This window comes from bacterium (genome assembly GCA_041649255.1).
Lineage (GTDB): Bacteria > Hydrothermota > UBA3073 > JACQXS01 > JAQTXJ01 > JAQTXJ01.
The window spans coordinates 61,689-78,596 of record JBAZNK010000008.1 but is presented as its reverse complement, the minus strand read 5'-3'; the positions used below and the strand labels follow the sequence as shown (position 1 = coordinate 78,596).

Annotated in this window: 13 protein-coding genes and 1 riboswitch; of the genes, 1 reads left to right on the top strand and 12 read right to left on the bottom strand. The window is 34.0% G+C overall.

Features of this window, described 5'->3' with window-relative positions; all coding sequences use genetic code 11:
• Nucleotides 1-119: 119 nt before the first annotated feature.
• Nucleotides 120-2,033, bottom strand: coding sequence for a M1 family aminopeptidase (locus tag WC614_06895; GenBank protein ID MFA5032728.1), 1,914 nt, complete (start codon nucleotides 2,031-2,033; stop codon nucleotides 120-122).
• Between the two features lie 192 nt (nucleotides 2,034-2,225).
• Nucleotides 2,226-2,362: riboswitch (cobalamin riboswitch) on the top strand.
• Between the two features lie 17 nt (nucleotides 2,363-2,379).
• Here WC614_06895 and WC614_06890 point away from each other — a divergent pair.
• Nucleotides 2,380-4,314 carry a TonB-dependent receptor gene (locus WC614_06890; GenBank protein MFA5032727.1) on the top strand — a complete coding sequence of 645 codons (1,935 nt, stop codon included), beginning with the start codon at nucleotides 2,380-2,382 and terminating at the stop codon, nucleotides 4,312-4,314.
• Nucleotides 4,315-4,316: 2 nt separating this feature from the next.
• On the opposite strand, the gene WC614_06885 is transcribed toward WC614_06890, so the two are convergent.
• Genes WC614_06885 through WC614_06835 form a run of 11 tightly spaced genes read right to left on the bottom strand, consistent with a single transcriptional unit; the run spans nucleotide 4,317 to nucleotide 16,899 of the window.
• Nucleotides 4,317-5,309, bottom strand: a complete 993-nt coding sequence (locus WC614_06885; GenBank protein ID MFA5032726.1) for a Gfo/Idh/MocA family oxidoreductase — start codon at nucleotides 5,307-5,309, stop codon at nucleotides 4,317-4,319.
• Nucleotides 5,302-6,237 (bottom strand): NAD-dependent epimerase/dehydratase family protein, encoded by a 936-nt coding sequence (locus tag WC614_06880; GenBank protein ID MFA5032725.1) that lies wholly within the window; start codon nucleotides 6,235-6,237, stop codon nucleotides 5,302-5,304. Before WC614_06880 ends, WC614_06885 begins: the two co-directional genes overlap by 8 nt.
• 5 nt (nucleotides 6,238-6,242) lie before the next feature.
• The gene (locus WC614_06875) at nucleotides 6,243-7,640 is read right to left on the bottom strand and encodes an undecaprenyl-phosphate glucose phosphotransferase (GenBank protein ID MFA5032724.1); all 1,398 of its coding nucleotides are present in this window, start codon (nucleotides 7,638-7,640) and stop codon (nucleotides 6,243-6,245) included.
• A complete protein-coding gene (locus WC614_06870) occupies nucleotides 7,633-8,793 on the bottom strand; it encodes a glycosyltransferase family 2 protein (GenBank protein ID MFA5032723.1) in 1,161 nt (386 codons plus the stop codon). Before WC614_06870 ends, WC614_06875 begins: the two co-directional genes overlap by 8 nt.
• Nucleotides 8,790-10,247: a radical SAM protein gene (locus WC614_06865; protein ID MFA5032722.1), complete on the bottom strand. Its 1,458-nt coding sequence runs from the start codon at nucleotides 10,245-10,247 to the stop codon at nucleotides 8,790-8,792. The genes WC614_06870 and WC614_06865 overlap by 4 nt, the downstream gene beginning before the upstream one ends.
• A gap of 4 nt (nucleotides 10,248-10,251) precedes the next feature.
• A complete protein-coding gene (locus WC614_06860; protein MFA5032721.1) occupies nucleotides 10,252-11,415 on the bottom strand; it encodes a glycosyltransferase family 4 protein in 1,164 nt (387 codons plus the stop codon).
• Nucleotides 11,412-12,395: a glycosyltransferase gene (locus tag WC614_06855; protein MFA5032720.1), complete on the bottom strand. Its 984-nt coding sequence runs from the start codon at nucleotides 12,393-12,395 to the stop codon at nucleotides 11,412-11,414. Before WC614_06855 ends, WC614_06860 begins: the two co-directional genes overlap by 4 nt.
• Complete coding sequence (locus WC614_06850; GenBank protein MFA5032719.1) at nucleotides 12,392-13,561, bottom strand: glycosyltransferase; 1,170 nt, start codon at nucleotides 13,559-13,561, stop codon at nucleotides 12,392-12,394. The genes WC614_06855 and WC614_06850 overlap by 4 nt, the downstream gene beginning before the upstream one ends.
• A 10-nt stretch (nucleotides 13,562-13,571) precedes the next feature.
• On the bottom strand, nucleotides 13,572-14,729 hold the full coding sequence (locus tag WC614_06845; GenBank protein MFA5032718.1) for a glycosyltransferase: 1,158 nt from the start codon (nucleotides 14,727-14,729) through the stop codon (nucleotides 13,572-13,574).
• Between the two features lie 18 nt (nucleotides 14,730-14,747).
• The gene (locus WC614_06840) at nucleotides 14,748-15,581 is read right to left on the bottom strand and encodes a class I SAM-dependent methyltransferase (protein ID MFA5032717.1); all 834 of its coding nucleotides are present in this window, start codon (nucleotides 15,579-15,581) and stop codon (nucleotides 14,748-14,750) included.
• Nucleotides 15,571-16,899 (bottom strand): oligosaccharide flippase family protein, encoded by a 1,329-nt coding sequence (locus tag WC614_06835; protein MFA5032716.1) that lies wholly within the window; start codon nucleotides 16,897-16,899, stop codon nucleotides 15,571-15,573. Before WC614_06835 ends, WC614_06840 begins: the two co-directional genes overlap by 11 nt.
• Nucleotides 16,900-16,908: the final 9 nt, after the last annotated feature.

Genomic DNA, 16,908 nt, shown 5'->3' with positions numbered 1-16,908 from the left:
CTGTGGTTGCATTTTTATTCGTGTCTATTCGCGGATAAAATTCTGTTTGCTGTTCTCTATGGTTAATCTTTTTGTTCTCTGCGTGCTCTGCGACTCTGCGGTGAAAATTCTTATTCGTTTTACTTTACCAGTATCAGCTTCTTCGTTTCCTTATAATTCCCTGCTATGAGTTTTATGAAATATATACCCGACGGGTATGCTTTGGCTGTCCAATTTGCGGTATAACATCCTTGTTTTTCATTTTTATTGACCAATGTTTTTACGAGTTTCCCGGTTATGTCATAAACTTCCAATAGAACTTTACTGTTAACCGGCAACGCATAAGTTATATTAGTTTCGGAAGCAAAGGGATTCCTGGAAATATTCAGGCTGTAATTTTTTAATTCTCTCTTTGGAGACTCTTCTACGTTAACTTGTAATTTTTCGGCAAGTATGCGGTAATCTTTATCAAATGTAATATTCAAAGGAGTTGAAGTTGTCTTAAGTACAAAATCCTGGCTTATAAGACTATCCCATACCGTATAAACCTCCGTACCACCTGTCGTTTCAACCGTCAATTCTATAGGCATTTTAAAAATAGGAGCATTAATTTGAATTTGTTCTGTGCGAAGATTAATATAGGTAGTGTCATTTGGGGTGTTGTATGACCAGCTCCAAGTATATTTTGGATGTCCCTGCCCGTAAATCCATTCATTAAAAAACCAATCAAGTTCCATGCCGGATGTAGATTCCGATATGTTTTTGAAATCTTCGGTGTTTGCATTCCCATACTTAAAAGCGGTATAATAGTTTTGTAATATGTTGTAGAAGACGGAATCTCCCGTTAAATATCTTAACATATGTAATACCCAGGAAGCTTTACGATAAACAATCCCGCCGTCAAAGAGATATTTGGGGTTGTATATGGGAAATCTTTCCGTTGAGTCGCGGTGAAAATAATAATACGCATTTAACGCCATTTCATCTTTGAAATCTTGTTCCCCGTATTTGTATTCCGTATATAATGCTTCGGAATAAGTAGCAAACCCTTCGTTTATCCATATATTCTTCCAGTCGGAACAGGTTATCATATCTCCCCACCACATATGTGCAAGCTCGTGAGCAATGCCTTGTTCTTCAACATCAGTAACCCAACTTCTGGCAATAGTAGTCATTGTTTGATGTTCCATCCCCCCGCCGAAATGGCTGACTGCTACCATTCCATATTTTGAAAAAGGATAGTCGCCAAATTTGCTTGAAAAAAATGTCATCATATCAACTACATTTTCAAAAGCAATATGTGCCTGAGCCGAATCTACCCTGTAAATATAATATTTTGATTCTATGCTGTCGCTTGACGGATGATACCAATCTGAAAAAGTAGCAAATTTTGAAGCAGTAGCTGCCATAAGGTATGTGGAAATAGGATGTGTTTCTTTCCAGTGGTAAGTAACTCTGTTGCCTGAGGTATCAACTCCAAGTAATAATCCATTAGAAGCTGCGACAAATCTTTTGGGCACGGTAATATTTATTTCGCAGCCATTATCTGCTTTATCCCACGGCTCATCAAAACAGGGAAACCAGTATCTTGACCCCCACGGTTCGGTTATGGTATAAGCTGTTGTTTCCGGGTAGTCGGAATAATAATAATAACCGTAAGTCGGAGAGCCTTTATAAAATACGTCTACGCCAAAAGAATCCCCGGTGTTAAAAGTCTGTCCGCATTTTATCCGGAGTTCTTCAGAGTCCGGTATTATCGAAAAGTTTACGGAAGAGTTATTTACTTTTACACTATCAATGATTAAGTTGTTGACGTCTAAACTCAGGCTATCAAGCCCATTTATCATACTTTTAGCGTCTATATGGCATAATCCTTCGAGGGTTCTGCTATTCATAGGAAAATATACGTCTAATTTATAAAGTAAAACATCAAACGTGTGTGTTGAGTCTGACTTGAAATTTGCATATTTGGTATTGAATTCCGATTTTGTATCTACATAAGATGGGGACGATGGTTTTAAAAAAGCGCATATTACAAAAAGTATATAATTCATAAATTCCTCCTGTTATTTATAATAGTATGTATTTCAACTTTATTTTTTGCAAGTTATTTTTACTCTTTCTTTGAGGCATTTATGACTCATTAGAAAGAGTTATCCTGAGGAGGGTACCGACGAAGGGCTACTGTATAGACACTTATGAATCATTAGAAATGGGGATATTTCTTGACAATAATAATTGTCTTATATACCATCTCGCATATTAATTTTTACCGAACAGTTAAAGGAAATTTCCGTGAGATTCGGAATACTGCCCCGCAACGGTAATTTTTGTATTTTGTGAATACAAAAGAGTCCGGTCTATTAACTGTTTTGGATAGTACTTTCGGGGGAGGGGAAAATGTTTTATTTAATTGCTTCTTTTATATTAACTTCAGATACAACACTTGTAGAAAAGTATCCTCTTTACAAGATGGAAGAAGTTGTCGTTACTGCTACAAGAATACGAAACTCTCTTTATAACTTACCCACAAATGTAACGCTTATTACCAGAGATATGATTGTTCACAGTAATGCGCGTACAGTTGCGGAAGCCATAGAATATGCTTTTGGTGTAACTGAAGTAGGTAATCAGGGAACTCGTGGGGCGGTGCGTAATGTTCGTATAAGGGGAGGTGCTACCAACCAGGTTTTGGTTATGATTGATGGACAATCATTAAATGATGTGGCTTTAGGAGTAGCTGACTTAGATGAAATCCCGACAGATTATGTAGAAAGAATTGAAATTATTCGGGGTCCCACTTCTGTTTTATACGGGGCTAATGCGTTGGGTGGAGTAGTAAATATTATTACTAAAAATACTGAATCTGCTGCCGATTTTCAAATCTCCGGCGGAAGTTTCTTTACACAAAAATATAGCGCAAATATTAGTATGAAGCAAAATAAACGACGTGCTCTATTTATTATAAGCAGAGATGTTTCTGATGGCTGGCGTAAAAACAGTGATTATGGGGGCAATGACTTTTTCGGAAAATTTGGAAATGACTTTGAACAATTTGGAAAATTAGGTTTCCGTTTTATATATCATAATAGTGAATTTGGTGTGCCTGGTCAAAATACCACTCCTATTTACGAATATGATGGTTCTCAAGAAAAAGAAGCACAATCACCCGATGCCCGCCAGACAAGACAAAATGAACAGGGGCAATTAGAATATGAGAATAATATTGGCAATACTGTTCTACAAGTCAAAACTTATAGTAATATCACTAACAAAAGATATGAATATCCTACAGGTTTTACGGATGCCCTTACTAAAACCCATATTTACGGAACGGAAGTCCAGATAAATACAGTTTATGATGTTATTTTGGGGGCTGGTGTGCACAGAGATGAATGTGCAAGAAAGGATTTAACTGTCTCGCCTGCTAAAATTGATATAGATGAAAGCACTACAAATCGTTCAGTGTTTCTGCAAAAGATTTCTTCAATAGGCAAAATAAGTACTATACTAGGTGTTCATTATGATAAACATTCAGTTTTTGGGGAAGAGACTAATCCTCATGCCTCTATTGTTTGTCATCTATTAGATAATTTAAAGTTTTCAGCTAATGTCGGCAGTGCTTTTAGATCCCCTACTTTTGAAGACCTTTACTCGCCTTATTCAAGTTGGTCTGCAGGTCCCACATGGATGGCAGGCGATACAAAAGGCAATACTGACCTTAAACCTGAAAAATCTTGGGGATATGACATAGGTCTTGAATTCAGAATCAGGAATATTATGTTAAGTCAGATTACACTTTTTAAAAATGATATAACTAATTTAATTCAATGGGCTGAAGTTGATCCTGCCCCCAATTATGAAAAATGGCGTCCTTCCAATGTAGGCAAAGCATATAATCAGGGAGTAGAACTTAAAATCACTCAATGGATTCTTCCTAATTTAGAGCATTCATTACAATACAATTGTCTGGAAAACAAGGGGAAGAAAGAAGGGCAGGATGATTACAAAACTTTGCCATATACTATACCTTTTAAGCTAAATTATATGGTTAATTATGCTAATAATGCGGGACTTGGCGTTAATATCAATACTAATTTCACTGAACAGGTAATATGGGAAGATGATTTTGGAGCAAAAGATACATTGAGGAGCTATACTCTGGTAGATACTCGTATTGGTCAGAAAGTACATATTAAAAATCAAAAATCTGACAACCGAATGCCGGAGTTCTTCTTTATAGTTAAAAATATTTTTGACATAAGGTATCAGACCAGAAAAGGTTATCCTCTCGCCGGTAGAAACTTTAGCATAGGAGCAACGGTTACTTTATAATATTACAGAGAAACAGGCGCTCCGCCAAGTTCAAGTGATTTTTGAGCCGATTCCAGTATTTTTACCACATTAAGCCCGTTTATTCCATCCGTAATGGGAGTAGTCCTATTTTGAATGCAGGATATAAAGTGTTCGCATTCAGCTTTAAGGCACTCTTTTGATGGAACATTAGGTATTGTAGTAGTCCCAACTCTGATAGGGAATGCTTCGCTAAAGGATTTAGTCGAAGACTCGTAATTTATACCCTTATCATACAATTTTATCCTGTCATTTGCCTCGGCATCATTAAAAGTCGCCATTTTCTTGTCGCCGATAACCGTAATTGTTCTGTTTTTGCTGGGGTCTAACCATGATAGGTGGATATGAGCAATGGTATTGTCCGCAAAATATAAATTGAGAAACACTACATCCGGAATACCAGGTTGTAAGTATGTCCCGGCAAAAGCTACGACTTTATTTGGCGTTTTATTCAATAGATATAATACTATGGAAATATCATGCGGCCCTAAACTCCATAACACATCTTCTGTTTGTCTAACTTTCCCAAGATTCAATCTTTGAGTGTATATATAATATATTTTTCCAAGCTCATTTGTGTCTACGTATTCTTTTAATTTCCTGACTTCAGGCTGGTAAAGAAGGATATGCCCTACCATAATAATACAATTTTTTTTCTTTGCTAATTCAACAAGTTCTTCTGCATCAGTTGTTTTTAACGTAAAAGGTTTTTCTACAAACACATCTTTGCCGGCATTAAGAGCTTTCTTTGCCAGTTCATAATGTGAAGCTACGTGTGTGGCAATGACTACCCCATCAGCTATAGCAATCGCTTCATCTGAATCTTTTGTTGTTACGACTCCTGAAAACTTATTTTTAATCATAGATAATCTTTTTTCATCTTTGTCGCAAACTGCGGCTAAACAACCGAGTTCATAAAAGTTTCGTATAATATTGGGTCCCCAATATCCTGCACCGATAACAGAAATTTTAGGCATCTTTTCCTCCCCTTATTTTTTCGTTAAAACTTTTTATTGTTTCTTGTAATCCGTTTGCTAAACTAGTTTTTGGTTCCCACCCAAGTAGTCTCTTTGCTTTGGCGTAATTTAGAAAACTTATTTCAATTTCTCCAGTTCTTTTAGGCATATAAACGGGAGATGTGGAATAATTACTGAATTTACCCATTAATTCAAATAATTCGTTTACTGATGTGGGAATGCCGGTTCCGATGTTTAAAGTCTCGTTTGCTTTCAATTTAACGGCCAATATATTTGCTTCTATAACATCTTTTACGTAGACATAGTCTCTCTTGAGCTTGCCTGATCCAAAAAGTGTGCAAGTTTTATTTTTAATCATATTCTGGGTAAAAATGGCGACTACTCCTGCTTCACCTTTTGGATCCTGGCGGGGACCATAAACATTAGCATATCTTAATATACAGTATTTCAAATCGAATTCATTGCCGAAGAATTTTATATATTGCTCACCTGTAAATTTCGATATTCCATAAGGAGAAGCGGGAGAGGGATAAACTTCTTCAGTTGCAGCAATAGCTGTATTCCCGTACAATGCACCGCCTGTTGTAGAAAAAACAATCTTTTTTACTTTATGTTTTATGCAGAGTTTTAATAAGTTTATTGTCCCAATTATATTTGCTTTTGCATCTAAATCAGGGTTGTTGGTAGAATTTACTACACTTGCTTGAGCTGCAAGATGGAATATAACTTCCGGGGATAGTTTTCTAAATACCTTTTCTATTTTGGTGCTTTCTATTTTTAATTTATAGAATTCTGCGGATTTGTTTATGTTTTTTGCTTTCCCGGAAGATAAGTCGTCAATTATTGCTACTTTATCCCCTTGTTGTATAAGCCTGTCAACTAAATGCGAACCAATAAATCCTGCCCCACCGGTAACTATGCAATTCATTTTAGTTAATACGCATTATCTCCTTTCATACTTGCGACAAACGTTTTTAATAGAATTTTTATGTCAAAATTAAAAGACCAATTTTCTATATAATATAAGTCGTATTTCACTCGTTCTTTTATAGATGTATTTCCTCTTAATCCATTTATTTGCGCCCAACCTGTAAGACCTGGTCTTAGTTTGTGACGTTCAAAATACCTGTTTATTTCCTCGCTAAATTTTTCTACAAACTCCGGGCGTTCGGGCCTTGGTCCTACAAGGCTCATATTACCTATAAACACATTTATAAATTGAGGCAACTCATCCAGACTCCATCTGCGGATATTCCGCCCTACTTTGGTTACTCGTGAATCCGTAGTTCCTGTCGCAAATATCGGACCGGTATTCTTTTCAGCATTTTGAACCATACTCCTGAATTTTATTATATCAAACAATTGTCCATCTTTCCCTACCCTTTTTTGTCTGTAAAATACGGGCCCCGGAGAGGATAGTTTTATTAATATGGCTATTATAAGACCTGGAGGCAAAAAAGCAAGGATAAAAAGACTGGATGCGATTATATCAAATACTCTTTTTAATAATATATCCCAGTAGTTTAACGGGAACTCTCTTATTCCAAGTAAAGCAAATCCATTCAAATCGTAATATCTGATTCGAGATGTCAATAATTCATACGGGTCAGGAACAAACCTTAATTCTACGGGGATGCCGCTACATCTCAGGATTATTTTTGCCGTTTCTTTATAATGAGATAATGGGAAAGTAATGAGTAACATATCTATTTTATTTTCCTGGATTATTGTTTGAACGTCAATGATGTTTCCAAGCATAGGTAATCCGGGGATCTCATCTTCCCCCTTTTTTATAATTTGTCCTACGAGTTTATATCTTATTACGGGATTCTTTTTGAATTTCTCTATAACCTCCATAGCTCTTTCCCCGCTTCCAACTATACATGTTTTCTTTATTCCTATTCCTTTACGAGCCAGGTGTATTTTAAGGCTGCGAATAAAAATCTTTCCGGTTATAATTAAGATTCCGCTAAATAAACACGCAAATAATATCGCTATACGGGAAAAAGTAAATCCTCTATAAAAGAAAATAGGCGCTAGTACAATCAAGGTGCCAAGAATTATGTCTTTTAATACTTCATAAATTTCATCAAAAATTGATGTAACTTGTTTTGTATTATAAATACCGGAGAGATAAAAGATAATTATCCACACACTGAGGGTAAATAAAGCGATTAAGAAGTATGGAGTAATTGATGGGATTCCTTTTTCAATAGGAAACAATGTAGAGTAAAATCTTAACCAATAAGATAAACAAAAGCTTATAAAAATGAATATTCCATCTGCAACAACCGGCAACAAAAAAAATATTATTTCGCTTTTTCTATACATTCCGTTCTAATTTATCCCATGCCGGATTTTTACCTCCCGAGTATCTTACAAATCCTATAAGCTGAGCCCAGCTTGTCAGGCAAAAGTAATAAGGAATATAAAAAACATTAGGCATAGTTTTTTTGTCTTGTCCTTTATACTCTAATATAAATCCTATGAATGTCAACCCATAAAATATTATTTGGAATATTAAGAGTGTGCGATAAAAAATTTCGGTAATAAAAATATTTGATATAAATAATGTAATCATAAATATTCCACTTATCCATCTTAGTATTTTATGTGAAAATAACTGAAATATAATTTTTTTTATCGGATAAACTTTTATTGATGTTAGGGCACCTCTTAATATACGAATTTTTCGTCTAAATTCTTCAAAACTTCCTTTTGATACCCCTTCATAAGAAATTGCTTCCGATTCAAAAACAACACGATAATTCTTGTTTATTACTCCAAGAGAAACTGCAAAATCGTCCATAATTATACGATCTGATGCCGGGAAAGGGTATATTTCTTTCTTTATAGCGTATATAGAGCCATCCACAAAAGTAGATCCCAATATGCTCTCTTTTTGTTTTATAAAATTTTCAAATTTCCAGTAAAGTCCTTCATTTATGCCAATGTTATCAGTGTTTGTCATTTGGTCTTTTGTTATTATACTTTTTGTTCCCCCTACGCAACCTATATTAGGATTTTTAAAATTACGAATAAGTTTTCTTATAGCATCAGACTTAAAAAAAGAATTTGCATCCGTAAGTATTATAAAATTGTTTTTTGCATAAGGTATAACGGAATTCAAAACTCCCATTTTCCCCTGTCTTTTAGAAAAACTTTTTAATATTATGTTGCGATTAGGGTAGGCTTTATTATCAAAATTGGCAACTATATCTTTTGTATGGTCTGATGAACAGTCGTCGGCAACTATTATTTCAATAGGTGCGGGATAATCAAGAGATAAAGTGTTTTTTAGCTTATCAGTAATTACTTTTTCTTCGTTATATGTCGGGATAATAAATGATACCGGTGGTGAAAAATTATCATCTGCTTTGTCCCATAATTTAGGGAACAATTTTGAAATTATTGCAAGTAGAAAAGGATATATAAAATATACATAAGATAAGGAAAAAACAGAAATCCAAAAAATTATTTTCATTTTATTAGATGGCGAATAAAAGTTTTAAGTGATTTAAATATTCTTTTCCCTTCAGTCGGATTCTTAATGCTTTGCAATAATTTAGTAGTAATGTAAGAACTTCTTAAATAGAAATTCTTACGGGCATAATTGCAGAATTTCACCATATCTTGATGAGAGAGATTTGGGAGATCAACAACACAGTTATGTAAGCCTTCGTCAGTCAGCCATTCCGAGTAATTTGACACTCTAAGATATCCGGAGCTTTTTACCCATTCATAAGCTTCTGTGCCGGGATATACCATTATGGGGAAAAACTGGGCGGTATCGGGGTTTAACTTTTTAGCGAAATTAAGCGTATTTTGGATTGTTAGTCTTGAATCTCCGGGATTACCTATCATAAAACATCCGTGAACGAGTATTTTGGCTTTACGTGCAGACTGCATAAAATCAAACATTTTTTCAAGTTTTACGCCTTTTTTCATATTTTTTAAGATTTGTTCATTCCCTGATTCAAAACCTACACACATAAGTCTGCAACCTGCAAGTTTCATAAGTTTTAACGTAGCATAATCTACATCAGCCCGAGAATTGCAAGACCATACAATTTTAAGATTACGGGATAATATTTCTTTGCAAAATTCTCTGCAACGAACGCGATTTACGGTAAGCGTATCGTCTTCAAACATTACCTCTTTTAAGTTTTTGAACTCTTTTACTATATACTCAAGTTCGTCCACTATGTTTTTTATACTCCTGTATCGTAATATTCTACCACTAAATGTCTGTGGATAAACGCAATATACACATCTATGAGGACAACCCCGTCCACCAATTATTGTTACTATTGGGTATTGAGAATGAGCATAAAAATATTGAGTATAGTCAAGATGTTTTTTATATACGGAAGAAACGAAAGGTAAGTTATCTAAATCTTCAATAAATGGTCTATGTGGGGTATGTGTAATATTGCCATTTTTTTGAAAACTTATTCCCGCTATCTCGTTAAAGGCTTCGTAAAGCTTTTTATGTGTATTATTTTGAATGGCGTCTGCGATATCTTTTAGTGTGTAATCATATTCTCCGTGACATATAATGTCTATTTTAGTGCTTAATTTGAGTGTCTCTTCGGCAGTAGCGGATACGTGAGGACCTACTAAAACTATGCTAGAATCAGGAAAGGCTTCTTTTAATGTTTCTCCTATTTTTACATCGTTGTAGATACTTGGCGTGCTTGTATCAAGGACTATTAGAGAAGGCTTAAAGGATTGGGCTATTTTTAGTACGTCATTTATTCCTAAAAGGTTTGCAGGCGCATCTATTAATTTAACATTATAACCGTTTTGTTCCAATATGCCGGTTGCGTAGGCAATCCACATAGGGTAATAAAAAGTCCCGGACTTAGTAATAGCAGGTGACCGTTGTTCCCTTGAAAACTTCCCCTTAAAAGGAGGGTTTAATATTAAGATATTCATAATTTTAACAGTTGATAACTGTATCTAAAACCAGGTTTATATTTTTTAAAAATGTCCGGATATCAAATTTTTCTATAGCAATTTTTTTACATTTTTTTTTCATATCACTATGTAACGGATAGTTATTAATAATTTGTAATATTTTTTCAGCTAAATCTTGTGAGTCATTTGACTTACAAATAAATCCTGTCTTCCCTTCTTCTATTAATTCGGGTATGCCTCCTAAGTTTGTGCCTATTACCGGCACTTCTGCACTATAAGCTTCAAGAATTGCCATCGGGCACCCTTCAAATAAAGTAGTAGAAGGAACGAGTAATATATCCAGGACATTAAAAACGTCGCTAACGTCTTCTTGATAAGGCAGGAATTCTACTCTCTCTATTTTTTCTTTCTTTATCATTTCTATCAATCTTTTTTTATATTCTTCTTCTTCAGGAGGAGTTTCTCCTGCTATTAAAAGTTTAATTTTAAGAGGAGTTGTATTTAAATGCTTCATTGCGCCTATACCAATATGTATTCCCTTATGAGGGATAATTCGAGCAAGTATCCCCAATATTTTTTCGTCTTCTTTTATTCCAAATCTTTTTTTTATGTTAAGTTTATTATCTTTATTGGAAGAGAATAGAGATGTATCTACTCCATTGTATACTACTGTTATTTTATTGCTAATAGATGGAAATTGTTTTTTAGTAGCTTCTGAGACAGCTATAAATTTCTTAAAGATAGATCTCTTTCCTATAATTTCAATTATTTTTATTGCCTTTTTGTCTTCAAGTATATGATGAATGTGTCCTATTAGCGGAGTTCTTGTAATTTTTCCTATTAAGAAAGCAAATGGTAACGATTTTACTCCATTAACGTATAAAAGAGAAGGTTTTTCAGTCCTTATTTTTTTAGTTCCTATAGCTAAGACATAAAAGGTATAAAAAAGATATTTACACAAGTCTTTTATGTTTTTATTGCCTTTTGTGTATGCGCCTGTTGGAAGTAGGATTATAGGAATTCCTCTCTTTGTAATTTCCTTTTCCAAAGGTCCCTTTGTAGGTACGATTACTTTAATTTGATACTTATCTCTTAAACTATCAATCAGAATTAAAAGAACCTTCTCGCTTCCTCCGATTAATGAGAATGCATTCCAGAAAATAATTTTAGGTTTTCTGTTATTCATTTTATTTTTATGAGCCGAACCCTGTTAAAATGTTCTAAATCCATATGGCAAAAACTATTGATTATCCCCATCATAGATTTCAACTTTATTGATGGAGTTCCCATTAATATTGCTTTAAATAAATTTTTTCTTGCTTGATTCCATTCTTTATTGATAAGGTTTATTCTTCCTTTGACCCAATATTTTCTAGATTCAATGGATTTATCTTTTATTCCCATAGATTTTTTAAAATCGGAGGGAAGTTTTGTACAAAACTCAAGGGCTATCTGAGTATGACTATCCCATTGTTCTTTATAGAGTTTTATAGTTGATTGGCAGGGATGGTATCGCCAATAACCCAATACTTCGTTAACAAAACTAAATTTCCCCTTTAAAGCTATTTCTAACCAGGTTGGGTAATCCGTATAAGGTACATAAGGGGGTTGTTTAAAGCCTCCAATTTCCAATAAAAATTTTTTTCTTACCAAGATTGTAGCAGTAGGAATCAAAAAATTTTCAAACAACAATTTATTAAGTGCTATTCCTACCGGGTCATTTAAGTAAGTCTTTTTATAACGGTAAAAATCTTTCGGCATTATATTGCTTATAATTTTACCCTCTTCATTAACTATTTCACCTTTTCCCCAGCATATGGCAACATTGTTATCGTAACAATAAGGCAATTGTATTTCTAATTTATTCTTGGGCCAAAAATCATCTCCTTCTAATATAGCAATAAACTCTCCTTTAGAATTATTAATTGCTTTATTGTAAGTTTTAGCCAAACCCCATATCCCCAAATGTTGTTGTTTAATATATTGAATTCGAGAATTTTTATATGATTTGATAATTTCTTCTGTTTTATCATTTGAACCATCATCTACGATAATTTGCTCCCAATTAGTATACGTTTGATATAGAACGCTTTCAATACAAGTTTTTATATATTTTTCGTGGTTATAAGAAGGCGTTATAATGGATACAAAAGGATTGTTTTTCATTGTAACTTTTTACTCTCTAAATATTCAGCGATAGTTTGTAACATTGTATCTATTCTTGATTCCCATGAATTAAGTTCCGCATATTTTTGTCGTTTAATTACTAAATCCTCTTTTTTTTCTTTTAAAGCTTTTTCAACACAATTAACAAAATCAGTATCGTTTTTAGCTATATAAATAAGGTTGTCTAATTTCCTAAGTTCTTCAATAGCACTAGCTATAACAGGTTTCCCGAGTGCAAGATATTCGTAAACTTTTAAGGGGTCAACAGCATGCCCTATATCGTTTATTTTAAAGGGTGCTATACATATATCAAATGAGTTTATATAAACAGGGATTTCGTTATAAGGTTTAGGTCCTAAAAAATAGATATTATTTAATTTTCTTACTTTTTGAGAAACTGGACCCACAAAAACGAAAGAACAATTATGTAGTTTTGTGGCTACATCGTAAATAAGTTCCATATCTATCCACCACCATATTAATCCAACAAATCCTATAATTGGCTTTGGTATTTTCTTTAATTCTTCAGGTATTTCCGAATTTTTTGCTCTTTGTATAAACCATTTATTGTCTACGGCATTGGGAAGGTAAACAAGATTTTTTGCTTTTTGAGGGTTTATAGAAATAATATCTTTTTTTATTTTTAAAGCACTAACAAAAATAATATTTGCTCGTTTAATCAAATCTATATGCCATTTATTATAAAGTTTAACTTTAGAAACACCTGAAAAAACACGAACGTCATCTATACAATCATAGCAAATAATTCCTTTTAGGCATTCAATTACAGAGTACCAGTATGGATTAGTAATTATAAAAATTGTATCTGTATTTTGATTTGTTATTTTATCCCCAAGACAACGAAGTAGTTTTCTTCTCATAATAGACGTATTTATTTTATGCGCTAAGTTAAGTCTACCAAATGGTAGAATAAGAGGAAATGATATAATATAAAGTTTTTGTTTGCGTGTGACGTTAGTAAAAAAGCGACTCAGAAGATTGCCAATATTAGTAACTGCTTTATCTTTAAAATACCCTACAATAGAAATAGGTGGTTCTACAAATGTGACAGGAATGTTCTTTTTAAGCAATTCTTCTACTATAGCCTTTGTCCGGCCTGAATGAATACTATTATAAGTAACGGATGATAGAATAATTATGTTCATATTGTATCTATTAAGACTTGAAAAGTATTTTATTGTAAGCGGCAAGCGTTTGAATAGCTGCCTGTTGCCATGTATATTCCCTCTTTATTAAATCTATAAGTTCGTGAGATGGGGTTGAATTCCATCCTTTAATTAATGCATCTCTGATTGACTCTATACTATCCGGGATACAGTAGAATACCGTGTCTTTAAAATACTCTTCTGTTGAACCGTATTTGGTGCTTACTATTACACATCCTGCGAGTGCAGCTTCAAGAGATGCCAATCCTGGGGTCTCTAACCAACTTGGTAATATGTGGACTTTTGCTGCTTTGTAGGCATTAGCAAGTTCTTTGCTATTAAGGGGGCCTATAAAAGTTACATTTGAGTCTGCCGATTTTTTACACAGAGTAAAATACGGTTCTTCTCCACGCCCAACAAGCACTAATGGTATATTGGTATTTTTTACAGCTTGTATAAGTTTGAGTTGATTTTTCCGTTGTTCTATACGTGCAACACACAAAGCAAACTCTTTGTCTATTTTATATTTAGACTTGAATGAATCTGGGTTTCCTGTTTGAAAATCAGAATTTACTCCATTTACAATTTTCATAAAATCTTTTTTTATGTTAAAATTCTTAAAAAGCAGTTCTATTTCTGTATAAGAATTTGGCAAAAGTATATCCGCATTTAACAATGCCATTTTTTTTAATGTTTTTATTCCTAATTTACTCGCGAGTCTAAAAAATTCCGGACATTTATATCTTTTGTCATTTTTGATTTTTGCATAAACACTTAACATATAAGGTAGGAACACTATATAATGCGCATTATTTTTTGCCCATTTTGTTAATTCCGAATATTTTTTTGGTTGTACGCTGGACATCATCTGTTTTTGTTTTTGTTCGTTTAATTCCCAATATATAACGGAGAAAGCAACAGGTTTATTATATTTTTTAGCATTTAATATTTGAAAATAAGAATATTCTATAGTCTCAAGATTAAAAACATGAATTATATCGTATTTACTAATATCGGGCATAAAGCTTGTGGATATATCTACATAGACGCCTAATTTTTTCAATTCTTTTGCAGTGTTCAGCATCTGAATTGTATCACCCCCTATCTTTGTAAAAGCATCATGCCTTATTTGCATTAACACTTTCATTCCTTGTTGTATTTTTGTCATTAAACGTGTATTAACATATTATATTGTTTTTTCATCTTTCTTAAATATGCATGCCAAAAGGTATGCTCCGAATAGTCGAACCCATAGACTTTTTGGAATCCATCCAAGTAGGTATCGAACAACTCTACTGGTACCTTTCATGATATATTGACTGAGAAAATTTATTTGTTCTTTGGCACAAATTGGATATTCATTAACCAGAGTTAACCCTGCTGATACTCCTTTTTTGTGTAACGATGTTACAGGTACTTCTATCCCGAACTCCCACTTGCCGGTTTTTTCAGCCCACCATTTCCCGATTCGGTAAAAAACTCCCTTGGAAAAGGGGACATAAACAATTATATATCCTCCCGGCTTTGTAACCATAGCCATCTCCTTGAGAGCTAAAATTTGGTCGTATCCTTGAAAATGCTCCAAAACTCCTGCATTCCAAGTCACGTCAAAAACTCCATCAGCAAATGGCATTTGAAATAAATCTCCACGAATAAGTAATTTTTCTGCTCCATACTTTAAAAGCGATTTTTTTGAAATTATCAATGCCTCTAATGAGATATCCAAGAGGGTTGTTTTTGTGTGTCTATCCTTTGCCAAAAGAGCGGATATAATACCAGTTCCACACCCTGCTTCTAACACCATTTTATGACCAGCGCAGGATTCTATCCATTTTGTCAAATCCTTTTTTAATTCGAGAACTATCGGACTATCTTCCGGTATAGTGTCCGGATACTGCTTCCAAATTTTATCCCATGTATCCTTTATTTGTGGTTTTTTTATGTTTTTTCCTATTTTTGTAGTTTCCAGATTGTGCATAGAAGCAAATCCTGTATATCCAAAAGTATTTTTATCTTTCATGTTTTTTACCTCTTAAAAAATAATGATATGCAAATCCAAAACTCCAAAGTCCATGAACGAAATAAGATATTACATATGCACCTGCCAATCCTTTTGCCCCATAATTTAAAAGTAACCATGTAGAAGATATAAGAGCTATTGCCCATCCTAAATTCATCAAGAATCCAATCCACATTTTTCCTGAAGCAGCTATTAAGTCACCCGTAGAAGTTTCTATTCCGAGCAAAAAAGCAACCACTAATAAAAAAATTAAGACAGCCCGACCTTCTATGAAACCATCTCCATATGCTTTCATTATCTGGGAGCTAAAAATAGCTATAGCAAAAATACCAATTAACAAAGCTACTGCATTTAGATAGGTAGTAGTTAAAAATACTTTTTTTGTAGCATAACTTTCATTTTTTCCAAGAGTATCGGACATTATTGAAATATTTACTCCACTCATAAGGCTGGGTAAAAAAAGTAAAGCATTTCGCCATTGATTTGCCGCATTAAATATTCCCATTTCTGCATATCCATTAGGCTGATTTACAAGCATTGCGTTACATATCCAAATAACGGGTCCACTCATGATACTTGATAGAAAAGCTGGAACAGTGAATTTCCATAATATAGGCAACTCATAATGATAGCCACTGAAATTTATGACAACACCTTTTTTTTTACATTCATTCTTCAAAAACGCATGATTTATGAGAAAATTGACGAATAGAGAGATAACAAGTCCAGTTATTACGCCTATCAATCCCCAATGCCAGACACCAATTATCGTTAATGGAACGGAAATTATCCCCCCAAGAAAATTTGTCCAGGCAATGGTCTTAAAAGCTCCAAATCCAGCTATTGCCCCAGTCTGGACACCATTCAAAGCACCGAAGAAAAGAAGACCAGCACTAATGCGTAAAAGGCTTGTTAAATGAGGAGCGGCAATCATATGGATTGCAAGGTAGGGCGCAATAATTATTAAAATAATAGCAGTTATGCCGCTAGTTGCAAAAGATACAATATAAGACAGTCCAATAATTCTTCCCGTTTTCTGTGGGTCTTTTTCCATGAATTCTGCTACATATTTTATTGCGGTCATTCCAAGCCCAAGTCCAGCGAAAGCACCAAACATCCCAAAAGTGCTTTGAATCATTCCAAGTTCACCAAATCCAATCTTTCCAAGAAAACGGGCAATGATAATTGAGGAAAAAAGAGTAAGTACACGAGCAATTACAGCTCCAGCAAGGCACCAGAAGGCACCTTTGGCAAAGCGAGTACGTAGAGAACCGGTAGGAAGATAGAATTGGTGAAGTTTTTTTAAAGTATTAATCATCTTAATCTT

Coding starts and splice junctions, on each gene's coding strand:
- WC614_06895 (MFA5032728.1), bottom strand. CDS start 2,033: ATGAATTATATACTTTTTGTAATATGCGCTTTTTTAAAACCATCGTCC.
- WC614_06890 (MFA5032727.1), top strand. CDS start 2,380: ATGTTTTATTTAATTGCTTCTTTTATATTAACTTCAGATACAACACTT.
- WC614_06885 (MFA5032726.1), bottom strand. CDS start 5,309: ATGCCTAAAATTTCTGTTATCGGTGCAGGATATTGGGGACCCAATATT.
- WC614_06880 (MFA5032725.1), bottom strand. CDS start 6,237: ATGAATTGCATAGTTACCGGTGGGGCAGGATTTATTGGTTCGCATTTA.
- WC614_06875 (MFA5032724.1), bottom strand. CDS start 7,640: ATGTATAGAAAAAGCGAAATAATATTTTTTTTGTTGCCGGTTGTTGCA.
- WC614_06870 (MFA5032723.1), bottom strand. CDS start 8,793: ATGAAAATAATTTTTTGGATTTCTGTTTTTTCCTTATCTTATGTATAT.
- WC614_06865 (MFA5032722.1), bottom strand. CDS start 10,247: ATGAATATCTTAATATTAAACCCTCCTTTTAAGGGGAAGTTTTCAAGG.
- WC614_06860 (MFA5032721.1), bottom strand. CDS start 11,415: ATGAATAACAGAAAACCTAAAATTATTTTCTGGAATGCATTCTCATTA.
- WC614_06855 (MFA5032720.1), bottom strand. CDS start 12,395: ATGAAAAACAATCCTTTTGTATCCATTATAACGCCTTCTTATAACCAC.
- WC614_06850 (MFA5032719.1), bottom strand. CDS start 13,561: ATGAACATAATTATTCTATCATCCGTTACTTATAATAGTATTCATTCA.
- WC614_06845 (MFA5032718.1), bottom strand. CDS start 14,729: ATGACAAAAATACAACAAGGAATGAAAGTGTTAATGCAAATAAGGCAT.
- WC614_06840 (MFA5032717.1), bottom strand. CDS start 15,581: ATGAAAGATAAAAATACTTTTGGATATACAGGATTTGCTTCTATGCAC.
- WC614_06835 (MFA5032716.1), bottom strand. CDS start 16,899: ATGATTAATACTTTAAAAAAACTTCACCAATTCTATCTTCCTACCGGT.